14 protein-coding genes and 1 pseudogene are annotated in these 20,016 nt (G+C 42.2%); 3 read left to right on the plus strand and 12 right to left on the minus strand.

Annotated features, from left to right (window positions below):
• Positions 1 to 160: 160 nt before the first annotated feature.
• The 4 genes and pseudogenes from ACYVD4_RS17390 to ACYVD4_RS17405 all read right to left on the minus strand — a co-directional run bounded on the left by ACYVD4_RS17390 (position 161) and on the right by ACYVD4_RS17405 (position 6,597).
• Positions 161 to 3,046: a type I restriction endonuclease subunit R gene (locus ACYVD4_RS17390; RefSeq protein WP_460948608.1), complete on the minus strand. Its 2,886-nt coding sequence runs from the start codon at positions 3,044 to 3,046 to the stop codon at positions 161 to 163.
• 318 nt (positions 3,047 to 3,364) lie between these two features.
• Positions 3,365 to 3,793: pseudogene (locus ACYVD4_RS17395) on the minus strand (abortive infection family protein); the annotation flags it as partial.
• 2 nt (positions 3,794 to 3,795) lie between these two features.
• Positions 3,796 to 5,007 carry a restriction endonuclease subunit S gene (locus ACYVD4_RS17400; RefSeq protein ID WP_460947964.1) on the minus strand — a complete coding sequence of 404 codons (1,212 nt, stop codon included), beginning with the start codon at positions 5,005 to 5,007 and terminating at the stop codon, positions 3,796 to 3,798.
• A gap of 3 nt (positions 5,008 to 5,010) precedes the next feature.
• Positions 5,011 to 6,597 (minus strand): type I restriction-modification system subunit M, encoded by a 1,587-nt coding sequence (locus ACYVD4_RS17405; RefSeq protein ID WP_460947966.1) that lies wholly within the window; start codon positions 6,595 to 6,597, stop codon positions 5,011 to 5,013.
• Between the two features lie 147 nt (positions 6,598 to 6,744).
• On the opposite strand from ACYVD4_RS17405, the gene ACYVD4_RS17410 reads away from it, so the two are divergent.
• From ACYVD4_RS17410 to ACYVD4_RS17420, 3 genes are read left to right on the plus strand one after another with little or no spacing between them, the layout of a single operon-like run.
• Positions 6,745 to 7,386 carry a leucine-rich repeat domain-containing protein gene (locus tag ACYVD4_RS17410; RefSeq protein ID WP_460947968.1) on the plus strand — a complete coding sequence of 214 codons (642 nt, stop codon included), beginning with the start codon at positions 6,745 to 6,747 and terminating at the stop codon, positions 7,384 to 7,386.
• A gap of 5 nt (positions 7,387 to 7,391) precedes the next feature.
• The gene (locus tag ACYVD4_RS17415; protein ID WP_460947970.1) at positions 7,392 to 7,790 is read left to right on the plus strand and encodes a hypothetical protein; all 399 of its coding nucleotides are present in this window, start codon (positions 7,392 to 7,394) and stop codon (positions 7,788 to 7,790) included.
• Positions 7,791 to 7,795: 5 nt separating this feature from the next.
• A complete protein-coding gene (locus ACYVD4_RS17420; protein WP_460947972.1) occupies positions 7,796 to 8,218 on the plus strand; it encodes a hypothetical protein in 423 nt (140 codons plus the stop codon).
• A 22-nt stretch (positions 8,219 to 8,240) separates the two neighbouring features.
• On the opposite strand, the gene ACYVD4_RS17425 is transcribed toward ACYVD4_RS17420, so the two are convergent.
• The 8 genes from ACYVD4_RS17425 to ACYVD4_RS17460 all read right to left on the minus strand — a co-directional run bounded on the left by ACYVD4_RS17425 (position 8,241) and on the right by ACYVD4_RS17460 (position 20,010).
• Positions 8,241 to 9,398 carry a DUF6371 domain-containing protein gene (locus tag ACYVD4_RS17425; protein WP_460947974.1) on the minus strand — a complete coding sequence of 386 codons (1,158 nt, stop codon included), beginning with the start codon at positions 9,396 to 9,398 and terminating at the stop codon, positions 8,241 to 8,243.
• Between the two features lie 227 nt (positions 9,399 to 9,625).
• The gene (locus ACYVD4_RS17430; RefSeq protein ID WP_460947976.1) at positions 9,626 to 11,017 is read right to left on the minus strand and encodes a DUF3987 domain-containing protein; all 1,392 of its coding nucleotides are present in this window, start codon (positions 11,015 to 11,017) and stop codon (positions 9,626 to 9,628) included.
• 221 nt (positions 11,018 to 11,238) lie between these two features.
• A complete protein-coding gene (locus ACYVD4_RS17435) occupies positions 11,239 to 11,529 on the minus strand; it encodes a helix-turn-helix domain-containing protein (RefSeq protein ID WP_460947978.1) in 291 nt (96 codons plus the stop codon).
• 66 nt (positions 11,530 to 11,595) lie between these two features.
• A complete protein-coding gene (locus ACYVD4_RS17440; RefSeq protein WP_460947980.1) occupies positions 11,596 to 13,260 on the minus strand; it encodes a hypothetical protein in 1,665 nt (554 codons plus the stop codon).
• Between the two features lie 15 nt (positions 13,261 to 13,275).
• Positions 13,276 to 14,637: a phage integrase SAM-like domain-containing protein gene (locus ACYVD4_RS17445; protein ID WP_460947982.1), complete on the minus strand. Its 1,362-nt coding sequence runs from the start codon at positions 14,635 to 14,637 to the stop codon at positions 13,276 to 13,278.
• A 1,117-nt stretch (positions 14,638 to 15,754) separates the two neighbouring features.
• Entirely contained in the window at positions 15,755 to 16,807 is a 1,053-nt protein-coding gene (locus tag ACYVD4_RS17450) for a glycoside hydrolase family 43 protein (protein WP_460947984.1), read from the minus strand.
• 52 nt (positions 16,808 to 16,859) lie between these two features.
• Positions 16,860 to 18,794: an alpha/beta hydrolase-fold protein gene (locus ACYVD4_RS17455; protein ID WP_460947986.1), complete on the minus strand. Its 1,935-nt coding sequence runs from the start codon at positions 18,792 to 18,794 to the stop codon at positions 16,860 to 16,862.
• 97 nt (positions 18,795 to 18,891) lie between these two features.
• A complete protein-coding gene (locus ACYVD4_RS17460; protein ID WP_460947988.1) occupies positions 18,892 to 20,010 on the minus strand; it encodes an alpha/beta hydrolase-fold protein in 1,119 nt (372 codons plus the stop codon).
• Between the last annotated feature and the right edge of the window lie 6 nt (positions 20,011 to 20,016).

Genomic DNA, 20,016 nt, shown 5'->3' on the forward strand with positions numbered 1-20,016 from the left:
AATTTATTCTCCAAGTTAAGTCAGCTTACTAGTTTCTTAGGACTGCTTTGTAAGCCCCAGGTAATAAGGCTGTTATTTAAAAATTGTATTTGAGCAGGTGATTATACTACAAAATTTGAACCAAAGTATGTATAATCAATATTATCTGAAATATCTGCTTTTACTCTATTTCTGGGATATCTGTGAAAAACTTCTCGACAAATTCCAGAATTTTATCCTTTATTCGTTCGACAATGCTTTTCCTCTGAAGCAATTTCGGCTTTTCAGTTAGAATGCTTACCACCTCATCATTCAGCGGTGGACGTTCGGTAAATAGGTAATCACTGATTATCTTTTGCAGCCCCTCTTTGTCCAGCTTCTCTTCTTCTGATAGCTGATCTAGTGCTTTGTCTCGTTCGGCCTGTATGTATTCATCGAATGATTTAGGAACCTCATCAGCTGTAGCAATACCTGGCAGGTTTTCGGCTATGAACTTTTCTATCAGTTCGCGTTTACTACGTAGCTGCACTTCACTTGATAGTATCTTTTGAATGGCGGCACGTTGTTTACCCTGATCGGCTGGTTTAGCGGCTTTGAGGGCCATTAACAGACGAATGATGTACGCTACATTGATTTCGTCGCGTTGAATCAATTCAAGCTCAAAATCAACATCATTCAGGATGGATTCTTTTTCCTTGTGGGTACTGGTTTTTACTTTTTCGTAAAGGTCTAGATACTTGCTTTTGTAATCTTCGAAGGTCTGCTCATCGATTGCTAGACCGTCAAAGCTGAAATCACTGAAGCAGGAAAGTATATTTTTCAGGCGGATTAAATCCCGAAACGCTTTGACAAACTCCAGTTCCTCTTCTTCGCTGGGTAGCTCGTCTACGCTATCGACAGTGGGCGCAAGAGAAATTAGTTTTTGATACGCTTTATCAAACTTCTCTACGTAGTCTTCATAGGGCTGCATAATGATTTCTTCTATTGCCTCTTTGTTAGAAAAGAGGGTAATAGCTTCATCAGTAGCGGCTTTGAGGTTGCGAAAACAAACAATGTTGCCTTGTGATTTCTGTTCGTTTAAAATTCGGTTGGTACGGGAATAGGCTTGCAGTAGACCATGATAGCGTAAATTCTTATCGACATACAACGTATTGAGTTTCTTAGCATCAAAGCCTGTTAGAAACATATTGACCACTAATAGAATATCTACGCGGTCAGTCTCCAGAAATCCTTCTTTTTCACGTTCCTTTACCCGCTTGGCAATATCCTTGTAATAGTTGTAAAAAGACTGGCTGTCTTTGGTGGTGTATTTGGTGCCGTACAAAGTGTTATAGTCTTCTATATATTCTTCTAGCTTATCACGGCTATGCTGATTGACGGGCGTTCCGTCTGGTACGTCTACATCCACATCAGGAATAAAGCCGTTAGCGTCTTTGTCCTCCTCGTTGGCGGTGTAGGAAAAAATAGTAGCGAGCCGTAACGAGTGCTTGCCCTCCTGCTTTTTGCGTTTGAAGGTATCGTAGTACCGTATCAGCATATCGACGCTACTCACGCAAAGCATAGCCGAAAACTCTTTACTGTGGGTTTTGCGGTTGTGGTTAGCTATTATGTAATCAACAATTTTATCCAGCCGGTCTTCCGACTCCATTAACTCTTTGGTGTCAATGGCTTCTACGTTTATATCCAGTTCAGTACGACTGTCGTCTTTGTGCCGATAACGGCCAATGTACTCAACTGCAAACTTTAATACGTTCTCATCCCGAATAGCATCGGTAATCACGTACTTGTGTAAACACTCTTCAAACAGTTCTTTGGTAGTACGTTTACCTAGCTCATTTTTTACGGCATTGTCGGCAAAAATGGGCGTACCAGTAAAGCCAAAAAGCTGGCTATTGCTGAAGAACTCTTTTATTTTCTTGTGGGTGGCTCCGAACTGGCTCCGGTGGCACTCATCGAAAATAAAGACAATCCGCTTATCCTTCAAGGTATCCATTTTGCTCAAATGTCGGCCTTTGCTGATAGCGGTGTTGAGCTTCTGAATGGTGGTGACAATGATTTTACTATCGTCGGCAAATTGAGTAACGAGCTTACTGGTATTATCGGTAGTATCGACGCTGCCTTTAGCAAACGTATCAAATTCGCGTTGGGTCTGGTAGTCCAGGTCTTTACGGTCTACCACAAACACAACCTTGTGCACTTGCGGCATGGCCGTTAATATCTGGCTTGCTTTAAAAGAGGTAAGGGTTTTACCGCTGCCGGTGGTATGCCAGATGTAGCCGTTTTTATTGCCCGTTTTAACTCGCTCCATAATGGCTTCTACAGCGTAATACTGATAAGGTCGAAACACCATCAGTACGTTGGTTGTAGGCAAAACGATGTAGCGGGTTATCATCTTGGAGAGGTGGCAAGGCTCCAAAAAGGCTTGGGTAAAGGCTTCTAACTGCTTAATAGGCTTATTATCAACGTCCGACCAATAGAAAGTTTGCTTAAATGACTGTTTCCGGTTATTAGCGTAATATTTGGTATTTACGCCGTTGCTTATCACAAACAACTGCACATACTGAAATAGGCCGAAACCCGCCGTATAGGAATGCCGCTGATAGCGGTTGGTTTGATTAAAAGCTTCTTTGAGTTCCAGCCCACGCCGTTTTAGTTCAATCTGGACGAGTGGCAAACCGTTAATTAAAATTGTTACATCATATCGGTTTTTGTAGCTGCCTTCAATACTGATTTGATTGGTAACCTGGTATTGATTCTGACACCAAAATTCCTGATTTATGAACTCCAAATAAAGGCTAGTCCCATCAATGCGAGTAAGCTGTATCTTATCCCGTAGGATTTTAGCCCTTTCAAATACGTTACCTTTGTTGAGGTGGTTGAGCACGGTGTCAAACTCATCATCGGTTAAAGGCGTATCGGCTAGGGCGGCTTTATTGTGGGTTTCCAATTGGGTTTTCAGGTTGGCTAGCAACGCAGTTTCATCCGGAATAACGACCCGCTTATAGCCTAGCCCGACTAACTGCTGTAATAGGTTTTCTTCTAATGCTGCTTCGGATTGTGTAGCCATTAGCCCATGTATTTTGTTAACTCTTTCGATTTTAATAATTTCTTCAGCAGTAAGTACTTCATTCTGCACGGAATTAGGTTCGTTATTATCAAAATTTTCATCAAAATCATTAACCTTTATATCTACTAAATTCAACTCATTTTGATAATTTAATAGTTCTTGTTTGTAAGCTTCAACATCTTGGTCAAATAATGCTCTGCTATAACTTAATAGACCAAAAGAGTTTTCACTATCTATTTTTTCGTTAAATTCTGGATTATCCTCATATTCAATTTTTCTAACAAGTGAGACATTAGAGAAACATTGTAAAACATAATAAAGCATGCTATCAGTTAAGTTTACAACTAAATTTGAAAACTGGGCATCGCTTATATACGCTTTTGGAGCAAGTTTACCGTGAGATATGTCTCCTCTTTTATTTCTTACTTCGCCAATAGTTACAATCAAACTATTCAATCTATTCACAAAATCTATCTCAATATCACCATGCAGCTCTCCTAGCTTGGTAACAGCTTTCTTTACCAACGGCTGAAAATCCATTTTGTCTACAGCAACAGTGTCGTATGCTAAATCTATTTGTTTCCAAATAAATTTGGACATCCCTTCCAATAGAGACTTACAACTTTCAATAGCTATATCTGGATATTTATCTACGTTTTCTTCTATTTTTTCGACTATCGTAAAGTAATAGCTGATATTTTTATGCTGATTTTCAAGATGACTTAATATATCTTTTGTCTGTTTCATGTCTAACAAAACATATTTTGCAATAAACCATCTTTCCAGATTTTCATTTTTGAGACTTGCAGATTTAAAATATTTATTTTTTCGTCAAAAGCCGATAGAAAAGTTGATATTTTCTGTTGTTCAGGCAGAGACGGAAGCGAAATGTTTATTTTAGCAAGATCATTCGAGTTGATGGCAGGGTACCCGGTTCCAGTACACCTCATCATAACTTCATCAACAAATTTATCTGTATGTAGGAAGTGATAGATATATTTTGGATCATTATTAGTACGTATCTGTGCGTATCCAGTAGAAGCCACATAATCCTTACCCTCGTGAAAAAAGAGATTATTCTTTTGATATGGTCTAACCATTTGAAATATAATATCATTATTCGTAAGCAATCGTTGAGCCCGACTTGGAGCGTTGCTTGCTTCGATAATATTCCTTTTAATCAACACTCCCTTCTCAACACTTTCTAGATCTATATAAACAAATGATTGAGGTAATTCTTTCGTTTTAGGGTTTATTGTAGCCGCTTCCTCTAATTTGAGTATTTTCCAATCTGGAAAAGCATTACCCTCTTCATCTTTAAAGCGAATTTGCTGGCTAAATAACTGCTGCATAACTCCTTTTTTGTACTGCTCAAGCAGAGCTTTCTTTTTGACTAGTAGCCCAATCCTAGCGTCAACAGCCGTTAGGAACGATGCTACTTTTTGTTGTTCGGGTAGGGAAGGGACAGAAATTTTATCAGTTAAAACATGAGCATTGTTAACCTTCATATCGTTCTTTGCACCTTTTTTGACCAAGGGGCGTAGATAACTATTTAGGTTATCGTCTAACGAAAAATAATAGTCGAAGAAATTCCCTAAAGCCTTTTCATGAATCACTTTATACACAGCGTATAAAGTTGATACAATACCCGCATTCCCTTTATTACTTTTAATGATTCCGTAGGGAGCATTCTTTAAAGGGCTTTTAGTGTATACTACATCTCCATTCTCAACTACATGATAATTATGCACAGATTCTCCTGCGTATGATCTTCCTAAATGTTCTATCTGATTAACAACACCTAGTTCACCAGAAACAGAAAGTACGTCAGATTTATCGAAATGCAGCTTGGTGTTACGCTTCTTTGACTCTTGAAGCCATTGGTTTAGTTTGTCATATTCCCAATTTCCTTCAAATTCAGGGAAGCGTAGTTTGGGTACATTATGTTGGTCGATATTCATAGATCAAAAAGGCGTAGAAATATTCAATTCTTTGCAATAATCGGCAATCGTGGCATCGATAGCCAATATATCCGTTTGCAGTGCCATCAACTGTTCGGCAGTGGCTTCCAAGTCAATGTCATCTTCTGCCGCGAACGTGTCTACGTATCGCGGAATATTTAGGTTATAGTCGTTTTGCCTGATTGTATCTAACGAAGCCAGATAGCTGAACTTCTCCTCTACCCGTCGTTCGCGATATGTGTCTACAATCTTGTCAATGTCGCTTTCACGTAGGCTGTTCTGGTTCTTGCCTCTTTCGTAGTACGCGCTAGCATCTATAAACAGTACGTTGTTAGGGTTTTCGCGACACTTCTTGAACACTAGAATAGCGGTTGGAATGCTGGTGCCGTAAAAGATGTTGGCCGGTAAACCAATTACCGCGTCTAAGTAGTTTTTATCTTCAATCAAGTGTTGGCGTATGTGACCTTCGGCTCCTCCTCGAAATAGCACGCCGTGTGCCACCACTACGGCCATTGTCCCGTTTTCGGCCAGATGGTGTACCATGTGCTGCACAAAAGCAAAATCGGCTTTACTAGCCGGGGCTAACTTTCCGTACTGACTAAAGCGGTCGTCAGATATATGCAAAGGGTTCGCGCTCCATTGCGCCGAAAAAGGTGGATTAGCTACAATGGCTTCAAACCGTTTGTCAAGGTGTTGCGGGTGTTCTAAGGTATCGTCCTGCCGTATGTCAAAATTTCGATAATGCACATCATGCAAAATCATGTTCATTCGAGCAAGGTTATACGTAGTACGGTTTAGTTCCTGTCCGTAGAAGCTTGATACCTCTTTCACCTCTTTGGCAACACGTAGCAGTAATGAGCCAGAACCACAGGTAGGATCGTAAACCGATTTGAGTTTGGTTTTGCCACTCGTTACAAGCTTGGCTAATATCTTGGATACCTGTTGTGGGGTGTAAAATTCCCCCGCCTTTTTTCCGGCTCCACTGGCAAACTGTCCAATCAGGTATTCGTAAGCATCTCCTAAAACGTCAGCTTCAATGTTTTCTAACTGAAAGTCAATTACGTTCAGGTGTTCCAGTACTTTAACAATTAGGCTGTTTTTTGCCGCTTCGGTACGTCCTAACTTACTCGATGTAAGGTCAAGGTCTTCAAAGAGTCGGTTAAAATCCTCCTCACTATCCGTACCCATCGTACTTTGTTCGATGTTATTGAGGATGTTAGCCAGATCGCCCAAAATAAAATTAGACTGGCTTTCACCTATCTCATCGCCGTTTTTTCCCTGTCCACGTCTGACAATCTCTTTAAAGAGTTCGGAGGGTTTCAGAAAGAAACCTAATTTCTGAATGGACTCTTCTTTGATCGCATCCAGAAACTCTTGGCCTTCGTCGCTCTGTTCGTTTAGTTTCACGTAGGTAATCCCATCCTCGGCCAATAACTGATTGGCATACAGTTCCATTTTCTCAGATAGGTATTTATAAAAGATGAAGCCTAAAATGTAATCCCGAAAATCGTCGGCATCCATCTTGCCCCGTAGGGTATTGGCAATGTTCCAGAGTTGTTGTTCTAACTGCTTTTTTTGATCGACTGACATTCGATACGTAGCGTAAAAAGTGATTTAACGAATTGGCAAAAGTGCTGATTTTACTCCATACAGAAAAACAATTTCAGCCGGGAACTACTGCTTTTAGGGGCTTGTCTTCATTATAGAGAACGTTACGTAGCACGAAATCGAAACGGTATGCACTACAAAGTTTACGAACGTATAGAGGCTGTTCGGCTTGGCAAAACCGACACACTGGAGTTAGGTAATCTGGACTTGACGGAATTACCTGAAGAGGTATACAGCCTGACCAACTTAAAAGTATTGTCTGTTGCCAATCTTCTACTGATGAGCAATCAGGGTATTATAGATTTACTAAGTGAAGACCAGGCCAGGAGTGCAGATACTGAGACGTATTTAGAATTTTTGCTGGAAGCGGAAAAGGAATTACAGGCTGATTTGCTTGTGCCGAAGCAGTTGCAATCGATTGATGCACGAATCAGTCAGCTACGTTCGCTAGAGGTGCTTGATTTGCGTTTTAATCGGATCGAATCCCTTCCTGATTCGATTGGTACATTACCTCGTTTACGTCGACTGATTTTACATGATAATCAATTGACAATCATACCGGAGTCATTGGCTGGCCTTGCTACGTTAGAACTTCTCGATATTCGTAACAATCCAATTCAATACGTTCCGAACTTGCCACAACTTGGCAAGTACAACGTGTACAGCGAACATTACCGTTTGCAGAGAAACGAAGCGTTTAGGCAATCAAAAGATATTGATTTAAGTATTTGGCTTTATCGGAAAGAAACACAATACGGGCTGATTCAGTAAAAAGCATGGAAACCCCATATGGTGAACTAAATTTCAAATTCTTAATTGGTGGATGGGATAGTGAAAAAACAATCCTGAAAACCAAACAGAACAATGTGTATTATTTCCGTTCGGAATACCCATTCCGTGATGATGAGGCTCGTGTAGAATACGACTTTGGCGAGCCTGAAGTCATTCAGGTTGATCGAGCGGCATTATACGTAATGCTATTACCTTGCTTAGATTGGGAAAGTCTTTATGACGAAGGAATACTTGACGGAGAACAATGGACATTAGATATTGAAATGGAAGGTAAGCGTCTCCACTGTTACGGTTCTAACGTTTATCCTGATGATTTTTATGCCGTTATCGGCCAGATCGAATGGTTAATTGGTAGGCAGATATTAGGATATTCAGATGAATAGGTAAAATGAAAACACCCATAGGTTATCTGAGTTTCCGGCTGGTTATTTACTCATTCGTCTTTGGAGAAGAAATAGAGTTGCGAACCTACCGCAATAAGCTCTTGTATTTTCACGGTGAAATGGTTTCCAGATTTAACTATGAATGTCTTGAATTCACCCCTGCAAAAGAATATATACGTTACAAAAATGAACGCTTTTTAAACAATGCCGAATTACTTACTGTCGATACTATTAAACTGTATGAAATTTTAGCTCTTTGTCTGGATTGGCCAACTTACGATTATTATGCTATTTCCTATAGCTCTGGATGGGAGTTGTTTATTAGTGTTAATGATAAAAGTCGATTTATTGACTCCAGCTATCCTGATTCAGAGAAATATAATTTGTTCAGAATGGAATTAAATCAGTTGATTCAAAGACCACTGTAACAAAAACTATCTAAGTGTAAAATTATGTATCCCAATCAGCAGGGTAGCTGTCGCTTGGCTCGAACGCCAATACTTCGCCGTAAATTAGTCGCCCATCTAATAGCCAGGTATTGTTAGGCCGAACGTCACTTTGCGCTGATTGGTTTGGTATCAGTAGAAAGTCGGCAAGGTCTAATCCTTTTTGCTTCTGCTCCTCGCTGGTTACCTGCTCCAGATAGTCCGACACCTCAATATCAAACCCATTTGCCTGTAACTGTTTGGCGCGGTAGCTCCAATCAACAAACCCGTTTAGGTCGGGGAATAGCATGATTTTTCGGCCACGAATGGGTGCTAACCGGTCGGCATTCAGATATGATAAAGCTCCAACGGCTAACCAAATAAAATCAGGTAAGTAATACGTACAAATAATCGCTGTTTTTGGGGCTTCAACAATCGCAATGGGTGTATTTAGGGGCGCGGTTAATAGCTGAGACAATCCAAACAGGCAAGACGAACATTCCCCGTTTTTATTGTATTCGACTAACCAATCAGGTAAAGGTGTTCCGGCTTTTTCTAGCCGATAGGTCAAGGCCGAATGTACCCAACTTGTCTTACTGCGTTTACGGCCTTCATGGTCAATGTATTTAGCCGTATGCCAGTCAGAGCCGAACAGTTTAATTTGCCCTCCTCGCTTGCGGCCCTGCTCATCAATGTACCAGAATACACAAGCACCCGGCCAACGTGCCGACGTACCAACTTGGAACAGTTTCAATAACTCAAGAGCCTTGTTTTGTCCAAATTGCTGACTGAGCAACTTAGCAAATTGGTTTTGGTCGTAATGGCCTAATGACTGGTTGAATAGACTATCAGGAATACAGTAAATTGGTCGGGGTGGTTTCTCGCTACGGGAGACAGTTTTGGGATGTACGTTGGTTTTGGGTTGCATCGGATTATTTTCTTTCCATTGCTGGTATACCTCCTCAGCATAGCTTAGGCCCGATGCTGTTTTTTGGTAGGGGCTGAGGGAATAGCCGCAATTACTTTCCCGGTCACAACGTCCGTATAGTTTGGGCAATAGTTCGTCCGTTCTGGTATCCACATACCGGCTCAGGGTTTTACGATAACGCGGCCCACATTGGGGGCAATCGCTTTTTATGGCCTTTTTCGGTAATTGGTAGCGGTATGAATTTACACGTGGCATTTTGACACAATGGCACTAAGAGCCATAACGCATTAAGTTTCAGACTTAAGGTTTTATAGAAAGTGCCAAAGTGATTGCCAAAGTGCCAATCTAAGAGAAACGACTAGGGCAGTTTAAACAAAATCTCTTTGGCACGTTGACATTTTTTTTGGCACGTCAATGAAATGTATAATACTCTGTTTCAAGTTATTACAGCTGAAAGTGTCAAAGTGCCAAAATGCCACAGATTAACAGCATTTTTCGTATTCACCACGCCCTATCCGTTTAAATACAAGCGGGTTCCTGAGCAATCGCATGACTGTTCTTTTGGATATGGGCGGCATCATTTTAATTCCCATTTCAATGGCATCGGCTGTATTGACTTCATCAGGCATTCCATTGAAAAGGCGTTGTTGCTCACGAGGTAGGCGTTCGGCTGCGCTCTGTTCATTCAACACGTAATACACCTTTTCGGCATTTGCCTGAAAATAGGCGGTTAATTCAATGGCTCGTTCTACGCTGGAAAGCTGTATATGGGTCAGGTCAGAATCACGGCAAGTCCAATCCAATAATTCAATCAGTAGTGCAAACCGGATGCAGTACGCTTCCAGTTTGGCGTATAATCCTTTTAAGGCTGGATTATCACTTTGGTTACGCCGGTCGGTACTGGCATTCTTCCAATTTCTCATGGCCGTAAAAGCATCGGGGGCAAAGGGTAACCATCTCGTTTGTGGATTACCGTTTTCGTCGTTGGTGACACTCTCACGCAATCCGAGTAGCTTTTTGATGCAGATTCGATAATCGTCCGTAATAGCCGAATTTAAGCTACTATCCGCATCGTAAGGCGTTGTTTGTTCATCAGGATAGGCGAACAAAATCCGGTCAATAAACCCATTCTGGTTACGCCGGTCTTTTGCCAGTTCACCCAGGACGCCGGGTTGAATAGTTCCGGCAATTGAAATAAAGGGTTGATCGATTAGGATAGGGGCCGTAGTCTTTCGGATGATACTAACTGGCGAAAACGACCAGTTTGATAGCCAGAATTCCTGTTCACTCCCTTTTTGATAGCGATTGAAATTCTGGAACCATCCGGCCAACTCATCCATGAACAGACCTAGCCCAACCGGGTTATTTTGATGGGTTTGGGCTAACCCCTCAGGAGTTACATCGGAAACCAATAGCGTATGATAAAACGGTGGGTACATCATTGTAGGCAAACCCTGGTTTTTGCGTTCAGTCTTGCTCAAATTCTCCCATCGGTCATACTCGGCTTTTTCTTCTTTATACCGTTTGTAGTACTCGGCATTTAGTTGACGTAAGGGCTTTAGTGCGTATTCTGGAGGGCCGCTTTTGTTCGTTCCTGGCATGCCAACAATGGCCAGATACAGCGTTGCTTTTTGCGGCCAGTTATTGTATTTGGTTCCTATACTGTTCCCCGTTGCTACACTAGCAGCGTACAAAATCGACGTGGCTATCCATTCTGTACGGTATTGTAAATGCCGGGCTGTTTGATCAATAACCCGTTGCAGCAACTTTGGAAATATAGCGATAGGGAAAGGGCCAACATTGGGTTGTTCTCCCTGTTTAAGCCGTTGAGCATTAGCCGCAACATTGGCTTTTAAATCTTCAGTAATATTCATAACTTTGGTAAGATCAGTACAGTGCATTAGGGGCGTTCGGGGGAACGCCTTTTTTTGTGGTCAATCCTGTTCGCGGGGGGCGGGGCCAAATGGGAAGTCGTCAGGATTTTCTTCAACTTCAATTGCCGCTGGCATTGAGACGGGACGTTTTCGGGGCAATCTGAACCTCCAAAAAGTAAAATAGTTCAGGATGTCCGGTTGGAGTAAAATCAGCAGGACTATCATAAGTCTTGCTCTCCTATCATTTCACGGTTGCCTTCGTCTAGCCATTCTAAAAGCTCAGATCGTCGGAACGTTAATCGATTTCCACGCTTCTTATGGGGGAGTTTTCGCTCAGAAACGAGCGTGTAGATTCTAGCGGCACTTAAACGCGTCACGTCCTGTGCTAATTTAATACCGCCAACCTCATCGTTTGAGGATGTGGTTGTACTACGTAGGAGTTGTAGTACTTCTAAAGTTAACGCTTCTAAATTATTAAGCCGGGCGTTAATCGGCTCAAATGGATTATTCATTGCCTACCATCGTTTAATTTGATGGGGGCAAGTTGCATAAGCAGTCACGTCCGTGACTAGTCAAGACTAGTCTTGAATTTTATTATTAATCGTTTGTATCTCTGTTTGAGCTTGTCTTCTCTGCTGCTCGTTAAGATAAGGCATGATTTTCTCAATATCCTTTATCAGTGGTTTTATTGCTTTACCTTCTACGCCTGTTCTGTCACAAGTACGACTATATTTATTATAAAGTTTGTATAACCGCTCCCCACTTTGATGTTGATATTGACGAGCAACTTTATTAGCCTCATCGCCCCTGCTTAAAGGCTTGTTTTGATATATGAAAAGCAATGCAATTTGTCGTAATGATAAATTTTGCTCAGGGTCAATAAAAACTACTTCTTCGAGGGGAGCAGGTTGGGAAGATGTTTCATGTTTATAATAAGGGTTTGTTAATATCCAAGTTATAGTAGCATCTGCTTCAGCTTTATATAACAGGTTACGGTTATTTGCTAGATCCGCCAGATATTTCACATAGTCAAAGAAGGGCTGTGCTGATTCATTGGCCCGTAAACCATTATAATACTTCTCAAATTGAAAGCTCAGAAAGGGAGCTATTTGATTGACATGGCAAGTCGTAATGTAATTTATGAACGCTTCGTTTATATCTTCATTGGTTAGATTAACATTCTTTCTCTCAATCACTTTACCATTCTCATCTGTCACTACTTCATCTTTATTTACTTCTAACACGTAAGGTGACGAACTATAGTGTCTAAATTTTGTATGCCAAAAAAAAGGATGTTTATAGGGGGCTGGATTTCCTTTTGCGGCTTGGTATTGATGAACAAGCGATGTTACTCCACGTTGAAGCTTAGGGGGGTCATCAAAGCCAGGAATTTCTATTTCTATTGGTTTAATATTATCGTTAATAAGTTTATTCTCTAATGTAGTAGCGGCTTGAACTCTATTTAGTGCTTTTATTCGCTCTTTATTCCAGATATATGAGAGTATTCGCGAACTACGAAACTTGGGGTCGTCTTTATCCTGCTGCACATAAATACTTGCTTCTCTCATCTCTTTCTGTGCATCTGTAATTTCAGCATTACAGTATTCCGTGAATTGTATGTCAGTTAAAATTTCTTTTTGTTGGTTGGCCTGGAAAACTATCTGTTCGTCTATTTTAGTGGAAATGTATTCAATAAGAGGGCATTTAGGGCACAATTCACTTAAATCAACTTTAAATTCATTAGCGGTACAATGCGAGTAAATGTCATGTGAACTAGTAGCCTGTAGAGATTTTATCACTCCAGTTATATAAACATCATATTTGTTCAATTCAACTATATTCTCTGGCCTATCTTTTGGGGTTTCCTGTTTCCATCGGGCAATATTATTTTTCTCTTCTTCCAGCCAAAGCTGTTGAAAAGCATTTATTTCCTTATTACCTGTTATCAGACCAGCATTCCATCGCCTTCGGTCAATAAACTCTTTTAATTGCTTTAAATACAGGTCATAGCGAACTAATTTCATTTGTTCTGAATCATCCGTAGGTATATAAGGCAATCCTGTTATTTCTTCCAGTTTTTTAATCATTTCTTGAAATGCGACCGATTGACTACGGGGTAACCTTTGGCCACCCTGTTGAGGATCTGCATCATAAAATTTGGCATTGCGAAAGCCTTCACGAAGCATTTCTCTAATCCCCTTTTCAATCCCGGCTTTATCCATTATATCAAATACATACTTCATCGTAAGTTGTTAAGTTTAAAGTAAAGCCTCATAAGCCAAATCAACAGTTTCCGATGCAAACGAATCCAGATAAATAGCAGTAACAGCTTCGGACTTATGGCCCATTGCCTGACTTATAACAGCGGTAGACGTACCTTTTTGCCGTAAAGCGGTAGCGAATGAATGTCGTGCAACGTAAGTGGTCAAAGGGGTATCAATCTTAGCCCTTTGGCCTATTATCTTGAGGTCAGCATTTACCATTGCAGAAACCTTATGCGTTCTATTATGAATTTGTTCAGGGGTTCGGTGTTTCTTTTCGTTAAGGATTGGGAATATGTATCCCTCTTGCATGTTATGCCTAAAAGATTTGTATAGATCAATAATGGCAACAGCAGGGGGGAGTAATCGAACTGAAAACTTTCCACCTGTCTTTTGTCGAATATAAGTAAGCCGTATATTTCCTTCGGCATCAATTGCCAGATTGCTCCAACGTAATTTTACTAAATCAACAAAGTTTATTCCACCAGCATAGAAACTGAATAGGAATACGTTTTTTGCCAATGTTAAGCGTTCGACTTCAACAGTATTACGTAAACTAGCATGTGGCCCGATAGCTGTTCCGGTTGGCGTGAAGTTTTCGATTTTACGAATGTCATCCCGGCTTATAGCTCTTTTTTGTGTTGAGGTGTCGAATTTGCCGATGGAAAACCTATGCTTTTCTGCCACATTTCGAGCGAAAGGATAGTGCTCTGATTTGGCTATTCCTTCGGCAATAGCTTTATTAAGTACTGCTCGTAGGGTTCGGAAACGATTACTTAGGGTTGTATCTGAATTACCTCTTTCTCGAAAAAATGTTTCCAGCCTATTACAAAACTGTACTGTTACTTCACTAAACGAAACGTCTGCAACGTTGTACTGAAATTTGATAAAATCGGCTAATTGATTTCTAAGGTCTCTATAGATAATACTGTTGCCCTTCTGCTTCGCCTTGACCATAGTTGCTGCTAGTTCATCAATGTAAGCCAACAGTGTTACTCTACGGGCTTGTTTGCGGCTTTCAATAGCTTTGCTGGCTACGCTTTTGGAATCGTGTATTTCATCAGTATCAGCTAATGCTTCAGCGGCAATGCTATATTTCTTTTCCCACTCGTTTAATTTATTGATTAATTCGTTTCGGAATGGTTCAGGATAATTTTTACGAATGGCCTCTTTGTAACCTGTATAGTTACTATTCCAATACTTCGGTTTGAGGCTTATGCCTGTGGCAATAAAAGTAGTTTTCCGATTTTTGGTTATACGTATCCAAAACGGGTGTGAGCCATCTGAAAGAGTCTTAGCAGTTCGAAAAATAATTTTAACAGTTGCTTTGCCTTCTTTGTGTTCGGTAGTCCTTGCCATCTGTTGTACCTAACTTTTGGGTACAACGTTAGGTACAACAAATATAATAAATAACACTAGAGAACAATAAAAGACAATAATTGAATTTGATATAACCAATTGAATTTTAAATAGTTAATAAATAACGACAAACAATAAATAGTATTAACATTACGCCTTCTAAGCAGACGGTCAAGCGTTCGAGTCGCTTCGGGATCACATTGGGAATTAGCCAGTTAGCTGTAAAGTTAACTGGCTTTTGTATTTTCAGTTTAAACAATGACTCTATTCCCTTTTTGCTTGGATTGCATAATGATTAAGACTCTCCATATATTTTTTGATGAAACTTAAACGCTTTATGGTAGGAAACAACTTAGGTATTGCTCAAAAAAGGCATGTGAGATTCTATGAAATTACAGCATGAATGACTGGGTTAAAACCGTTAGGAAAAAATAAAATAGCTTTGTAACCATGTACCGCTAGTAAAGGTCAGAGCGAAAAATTACTCAAAATCTAAAAGCTCCAGAGTTAAAAATATCCCGGCTCCGGGTGGCCAGACTGATGAAATGAGCTATTCTAAAAAGTGTCATTCAGAAGAAATATATAGTCACTGCTACGAATTCCAAGTACACTTACCCAGTTGCTGAAAACCGTTTGAACCGCCAATTCAATCCAGCAAACCGACCCTCTCGACTATTATAACAGGCAATGTCAAAATGTTGCTTAGGGATTTGTCCAGTGTTTTGTTAAAAATTCAATTATAATTGTTGTAGATCAGTTAGACGGAGAAGTCAGCATCGTGAGCATATTGAAACGCCTTTTCGATGTAGTCTTCAACAATTAATATGGATGGGCCACATTTTCATGGCATTTTGGGTGTCATCCTGTTAAACTGTGCTTGAATCAGTTCAGCATCCGGATCGTGCTACACCATACGCTGATTCACGGCCAGACCAATCGGGAACTAGTTTTTGTAATAATCTTTCAGCCCTTTTTCAGGCGCTATCTACGGAGGCAACCGTCAGGACAATTAGGACGTAGAAAGTGAGTTAAGCATCAGGAAATAATTTAAGATTTTCGACTGGATTGACATGACTTACAGAATCCCAACAAGTCATGTCAATCCAGTCGAAAAAGCTTATTTATATGCGTCAATCGGCTTGATCGTCCCATCGGGATTGTATGTCAATTCGGTTACTTTCACATTCCGTAGATGGGTCTTTCCAGAAAGCTGAACATCATGGTAGAACAAATACCATTTTTGGTCAATCTGTACAATGGAATGGTGATTCGTCCAACCGAGTACGGGTTTGAGAACGATACCCTGATACGTAAAGGGCCCGTACGGATTGTCGCCAATAGCGTAGCAAAGGTTGTGCGTATCACCGGTAGAATACGAGAAGTAGTATTTGTTGTTGTATTTATGCAACCAGGCTCCTTCAAAAAAGCGTTTGTCGTTATCCTTTTCTAGAAATGGTTTTCCAGCCTTATCCAGAAGCTGCACTTCCCGTATCGGTTCGACAAAGCTTTTCATATCAGCACTTAGTTGGGCTACACGGGGCAGGTACGCTACCTCATCTTTTTTCTTCAAAGCTCCTTGGGGGTTATACGTATTGCCGCTCCAGCGTTGCAACTGCCCACCCCATATGCCTCCGAAGTAGAGATATGCCTTGCCGTCGGCATCTTGAAAAACAGTTGGGTCGATGCTGTAGCTGCCTTTAATGGGTGTTGGCTCAGGTTTGAACGGCCCCGTTGGGCTTTTGCTGGTTGCTACGCCTATGCGGAAAATATCCTGCTTGTCCTTCACCGGAAAATAGAGGTAATACGTACCATTCTTATACGTAGCATCGGGCGCCCATAGCTGACGACCCGCCCAGGGAATGTCTTTAATATCGAGGGCTACGCCATTGTCTTTCACCGGACCGCCAATTTTGTCCATCGATAGTACGTGGTAGTCACGCATGGCGAAGTGTCCCCCTTCGTCGTCCTCCTTCACATCCTTCGCATCTATGTCATGCGAGGGATAAATGTAAATTTTGCCGTTAAAGACGTGAGCCGAGGGATCAGCGGTATACATATGCGACACCAGCGGCTTATCCTTCGGCGTTTTGCCTCCGTTGGTCTGTGCATCCGTAGGTAGCGAGCAAACGGTCAGAGCTGTTAGCGTAAGACCAGGATATAACCATTTCATACAGAAAATCATTAATAGTTAAATAAAAACACTGAACACAAATTTCGTATGATTACCTAAACAGTAACGGTGTAAACATGAACAGATCGTGCCGCCAGACAGGCCAGGTATGACCACCAGCATATTCACTGTAGCTATATTTGACTCCCATCTCGTCGAACTTTTTCATCATAATCTGACAGTTCTGATAGGCAATATCTTCCTTCCCACCCATCGAAATCCACAGATTTTTCAGGTTATTGTTGATGGTGCTGGCGTTGGTTTTCATGAACTCGTATTGTGGATCAGACAGCTTGGGATTGTTAGCGAACCAGCCCGAACTAAAGACCCCAAGCGACGAAAACATATTCGTATTTTTGATACCTGCATACAGTGTCTGCAAACCACCCATCGACAGCCCTGCCAACGCCCGGTTTTTCGCATCGGTCTCGACCCGAAAATTGCTTTCCACAAAGGGGATTGCGCCCTGTTTCAGCTCGTTCTCAAAAGATCGTAATACGTTCTCGTTGAAACCCGCCAGCCCTGCGTTGCTCACATTGCCATCGAGCATCACGATCACCATCGGTTTGGCTTTTCCTTCGGCAATCAGGTTGTCCAGAATCAGGTCCGTTTTGCCCTGCGTAGCCCAGCCCCGCTGATCTTCGCCCCCACCGTGCAGGAGATACAGCACTGGATACTTTTCTGTCGACCGATCATAAGCCGGTGGGGTATATACGTACATTTCCCGCCAAGTGTTCGACGCTTTCGACAGGTAGCGCTTAATTCGTATGTCGCCGTGTGGTACGTCTTTTACTGCGTAATAGGCACCGTCTTTGTCTGGAATCTCGATGCCACTGGCCATGCGACTCATGCCGTAAAAGGATTCGCTGGCTGGGTCAGCCACGGGTAGGCCATCAATCAGCAGCGAGTAATAATGAAAACCCCGGCTGACGGAATCCGTCGTTACGTTCCAGAACCCGGCCGTATCTTTTACCATATCGTATTTCTTGCCGAGATCAATCTGTACCCTCTGCGCACCGGGCGCTTTGAACCGAAATACAACACGGTTGTCCGGTAAAATCTGGGGGTATTTGGCAGATCGGATATTCGTAGACGCTGGCGATCCTAAAACCGTGTACTTCGTCAACGTGGACGTATCGACCGGCTTGAACAGGAACTGCGAGAACATATACAGGCCATTCTTCCAGACCTTAAAATCGTGTACGCCCGGTTCAACGTAGTAAATGTGTGGTACGTTATTCTGGTATAGATAGTCGTGGGTGCGTTTGCTGAACGTAATAAGCCCATCGTTATCTCCGCACGAAATCCAGAGCAGTTTGAGTTTCTTTCTGGCTTCTTCCGCGTTCGGGACCAATTCCTGAGGAGGTTTCGTGTTGGGCGCCGACGAAAAACCACCGACCCACGCAAACGTATCGAGATTACCCAGACCGAAATTCAGCGATTGCCCGCCCCCCATCGACAACCCGGCAATGGCGCGATTCTCCCGATCTTTCAGAACCGAATATTTCTTTTCTATAAACGGAATCAGGTCGTTCAGCAAATCTTTCTCGAACGTAGCAAATGCTTCGACCTTGTCTTTGTCGAAAACGTTGCCAACCGCCCGGTCGTCTTTCATGGCGCGTCCGTTTGGCATCACCACAATCATAGGCTGGAGCTTCTTTTCTGCGTACAGATTGTCCAGAATGACCTGCGGAGTGCCGCCCCGAAGCCATTCTTTCTCATCCCCACCGATACCGTGAAGCAAATACAGCACCGGATATTTAGTCTTTTTGTTGAAACCCGGCGGAGTGTATATCAACGCTTTACGAGTAGTGCCTACCGTTTTTGATACGTATTGAATAGTATCGAGTTTGCCTGTAGCAATTCCCGTCCGAAGTTGATCGAACCCTTTGGGCGCTTCTTTTTCAATGGTCTGTGAATAGGCAGTTGACCCAATTATTAAGGTAACAACCAGATACCACCATTTTATGAATGAAATTTTTATCATGTTTTTAAGGAATGTTTTCGACAGGATTAACAGCCGGGCCGACGCTTCGGATTTTCAGGATTCTTTTCAATTCAACAAATCCTGTCAGAAAAAACGTTTATTTAAACAGCAGTGGAGCCATCTCGTGCAGGCTACGGCGCCAGGTCTGGAACTCATGACCTGTTTTATCGGACACATACGAAACCGCATTATAACCGGCGGCTTTCAGGTCTGTAGCCGACTTATTAACGCCATCGGGCCTTTCTTTGCTGCCACAGCTCAGAAAAATAAGTTTCGGTTTCGTCTTGTCCTTGAGGTCATCAGGTGAGTAGACACCGCCACTGAGCAGACCGTAATATCCAAAAACATCCGGCTTATTGAGAGTGATGGTTTTGGTTTCCATACCACCCATCGACAGCCCCGCCATCGCCCGATTGTCGCGGTTCGCCAACGTACGAAAATTAGCGTCTACGTACGGAATTAGTTCTTCGATAAGCACTGTCTGAAAGGGGTCTATCTTGAACTCTCTTATCTTACCGAATTTCACCTCGTTGGTCATGCCATAGGTCATTACGATAATGAAGGGCTTTATTTTACCTTCGGCAATCATATTGTCCATAATCAGATTTGCATGTCCCTGATTACTCCAGGCCGTTTCGTCCTCACCCCAACCATGTTGCAGATACAGCACCGGATATTTCTTTGATTTCTCTTTCTGGTAGCCCGGCGGGGTGTATACAAACGCCCGGCGGGACGTATTGGTGCTTTTGGAAGGGAACAGAATCTGCTGCACGTTTCCGTGGGAGACCTCCTTCAGCGCGTAAAAATCCTGATCATGAGCAGGTATTTCAATGCCACTCTCCCACCGCACCGAACCGTAATAATTCAGCGCGCCGGGGTCGTTGAACTTGCCGCCATCAATCGTTACGTTGTAATAATGAAACCCTTCGTCCATCGGGCCAGCCGTTGTGCCGCTCCAGAAGCCATCGTCCCCTTTGTTGAGTATCGTACCTCCGCGTCCGCCCAGCCCCAGGCTCACCCGAACACTATCGGCTTTAGGCGCTTTTATGCGGAACCGGGCATAGCCCTGAGAGTTTACCTGCGGGTACTCCTGCCCCGGCTGGTTCAACGTAGAGGGTTTAAAATCCTCTGTGACTGTTAATTGGCTGCCCTGAGAAAAACAGGTTACACTGGCTATCGCCATAGTGACGAGTGTAACTAACGAATTGCGAATCATGGGTTT

The organism is Spirosoma daeguense (assembly GCF_054776875.1).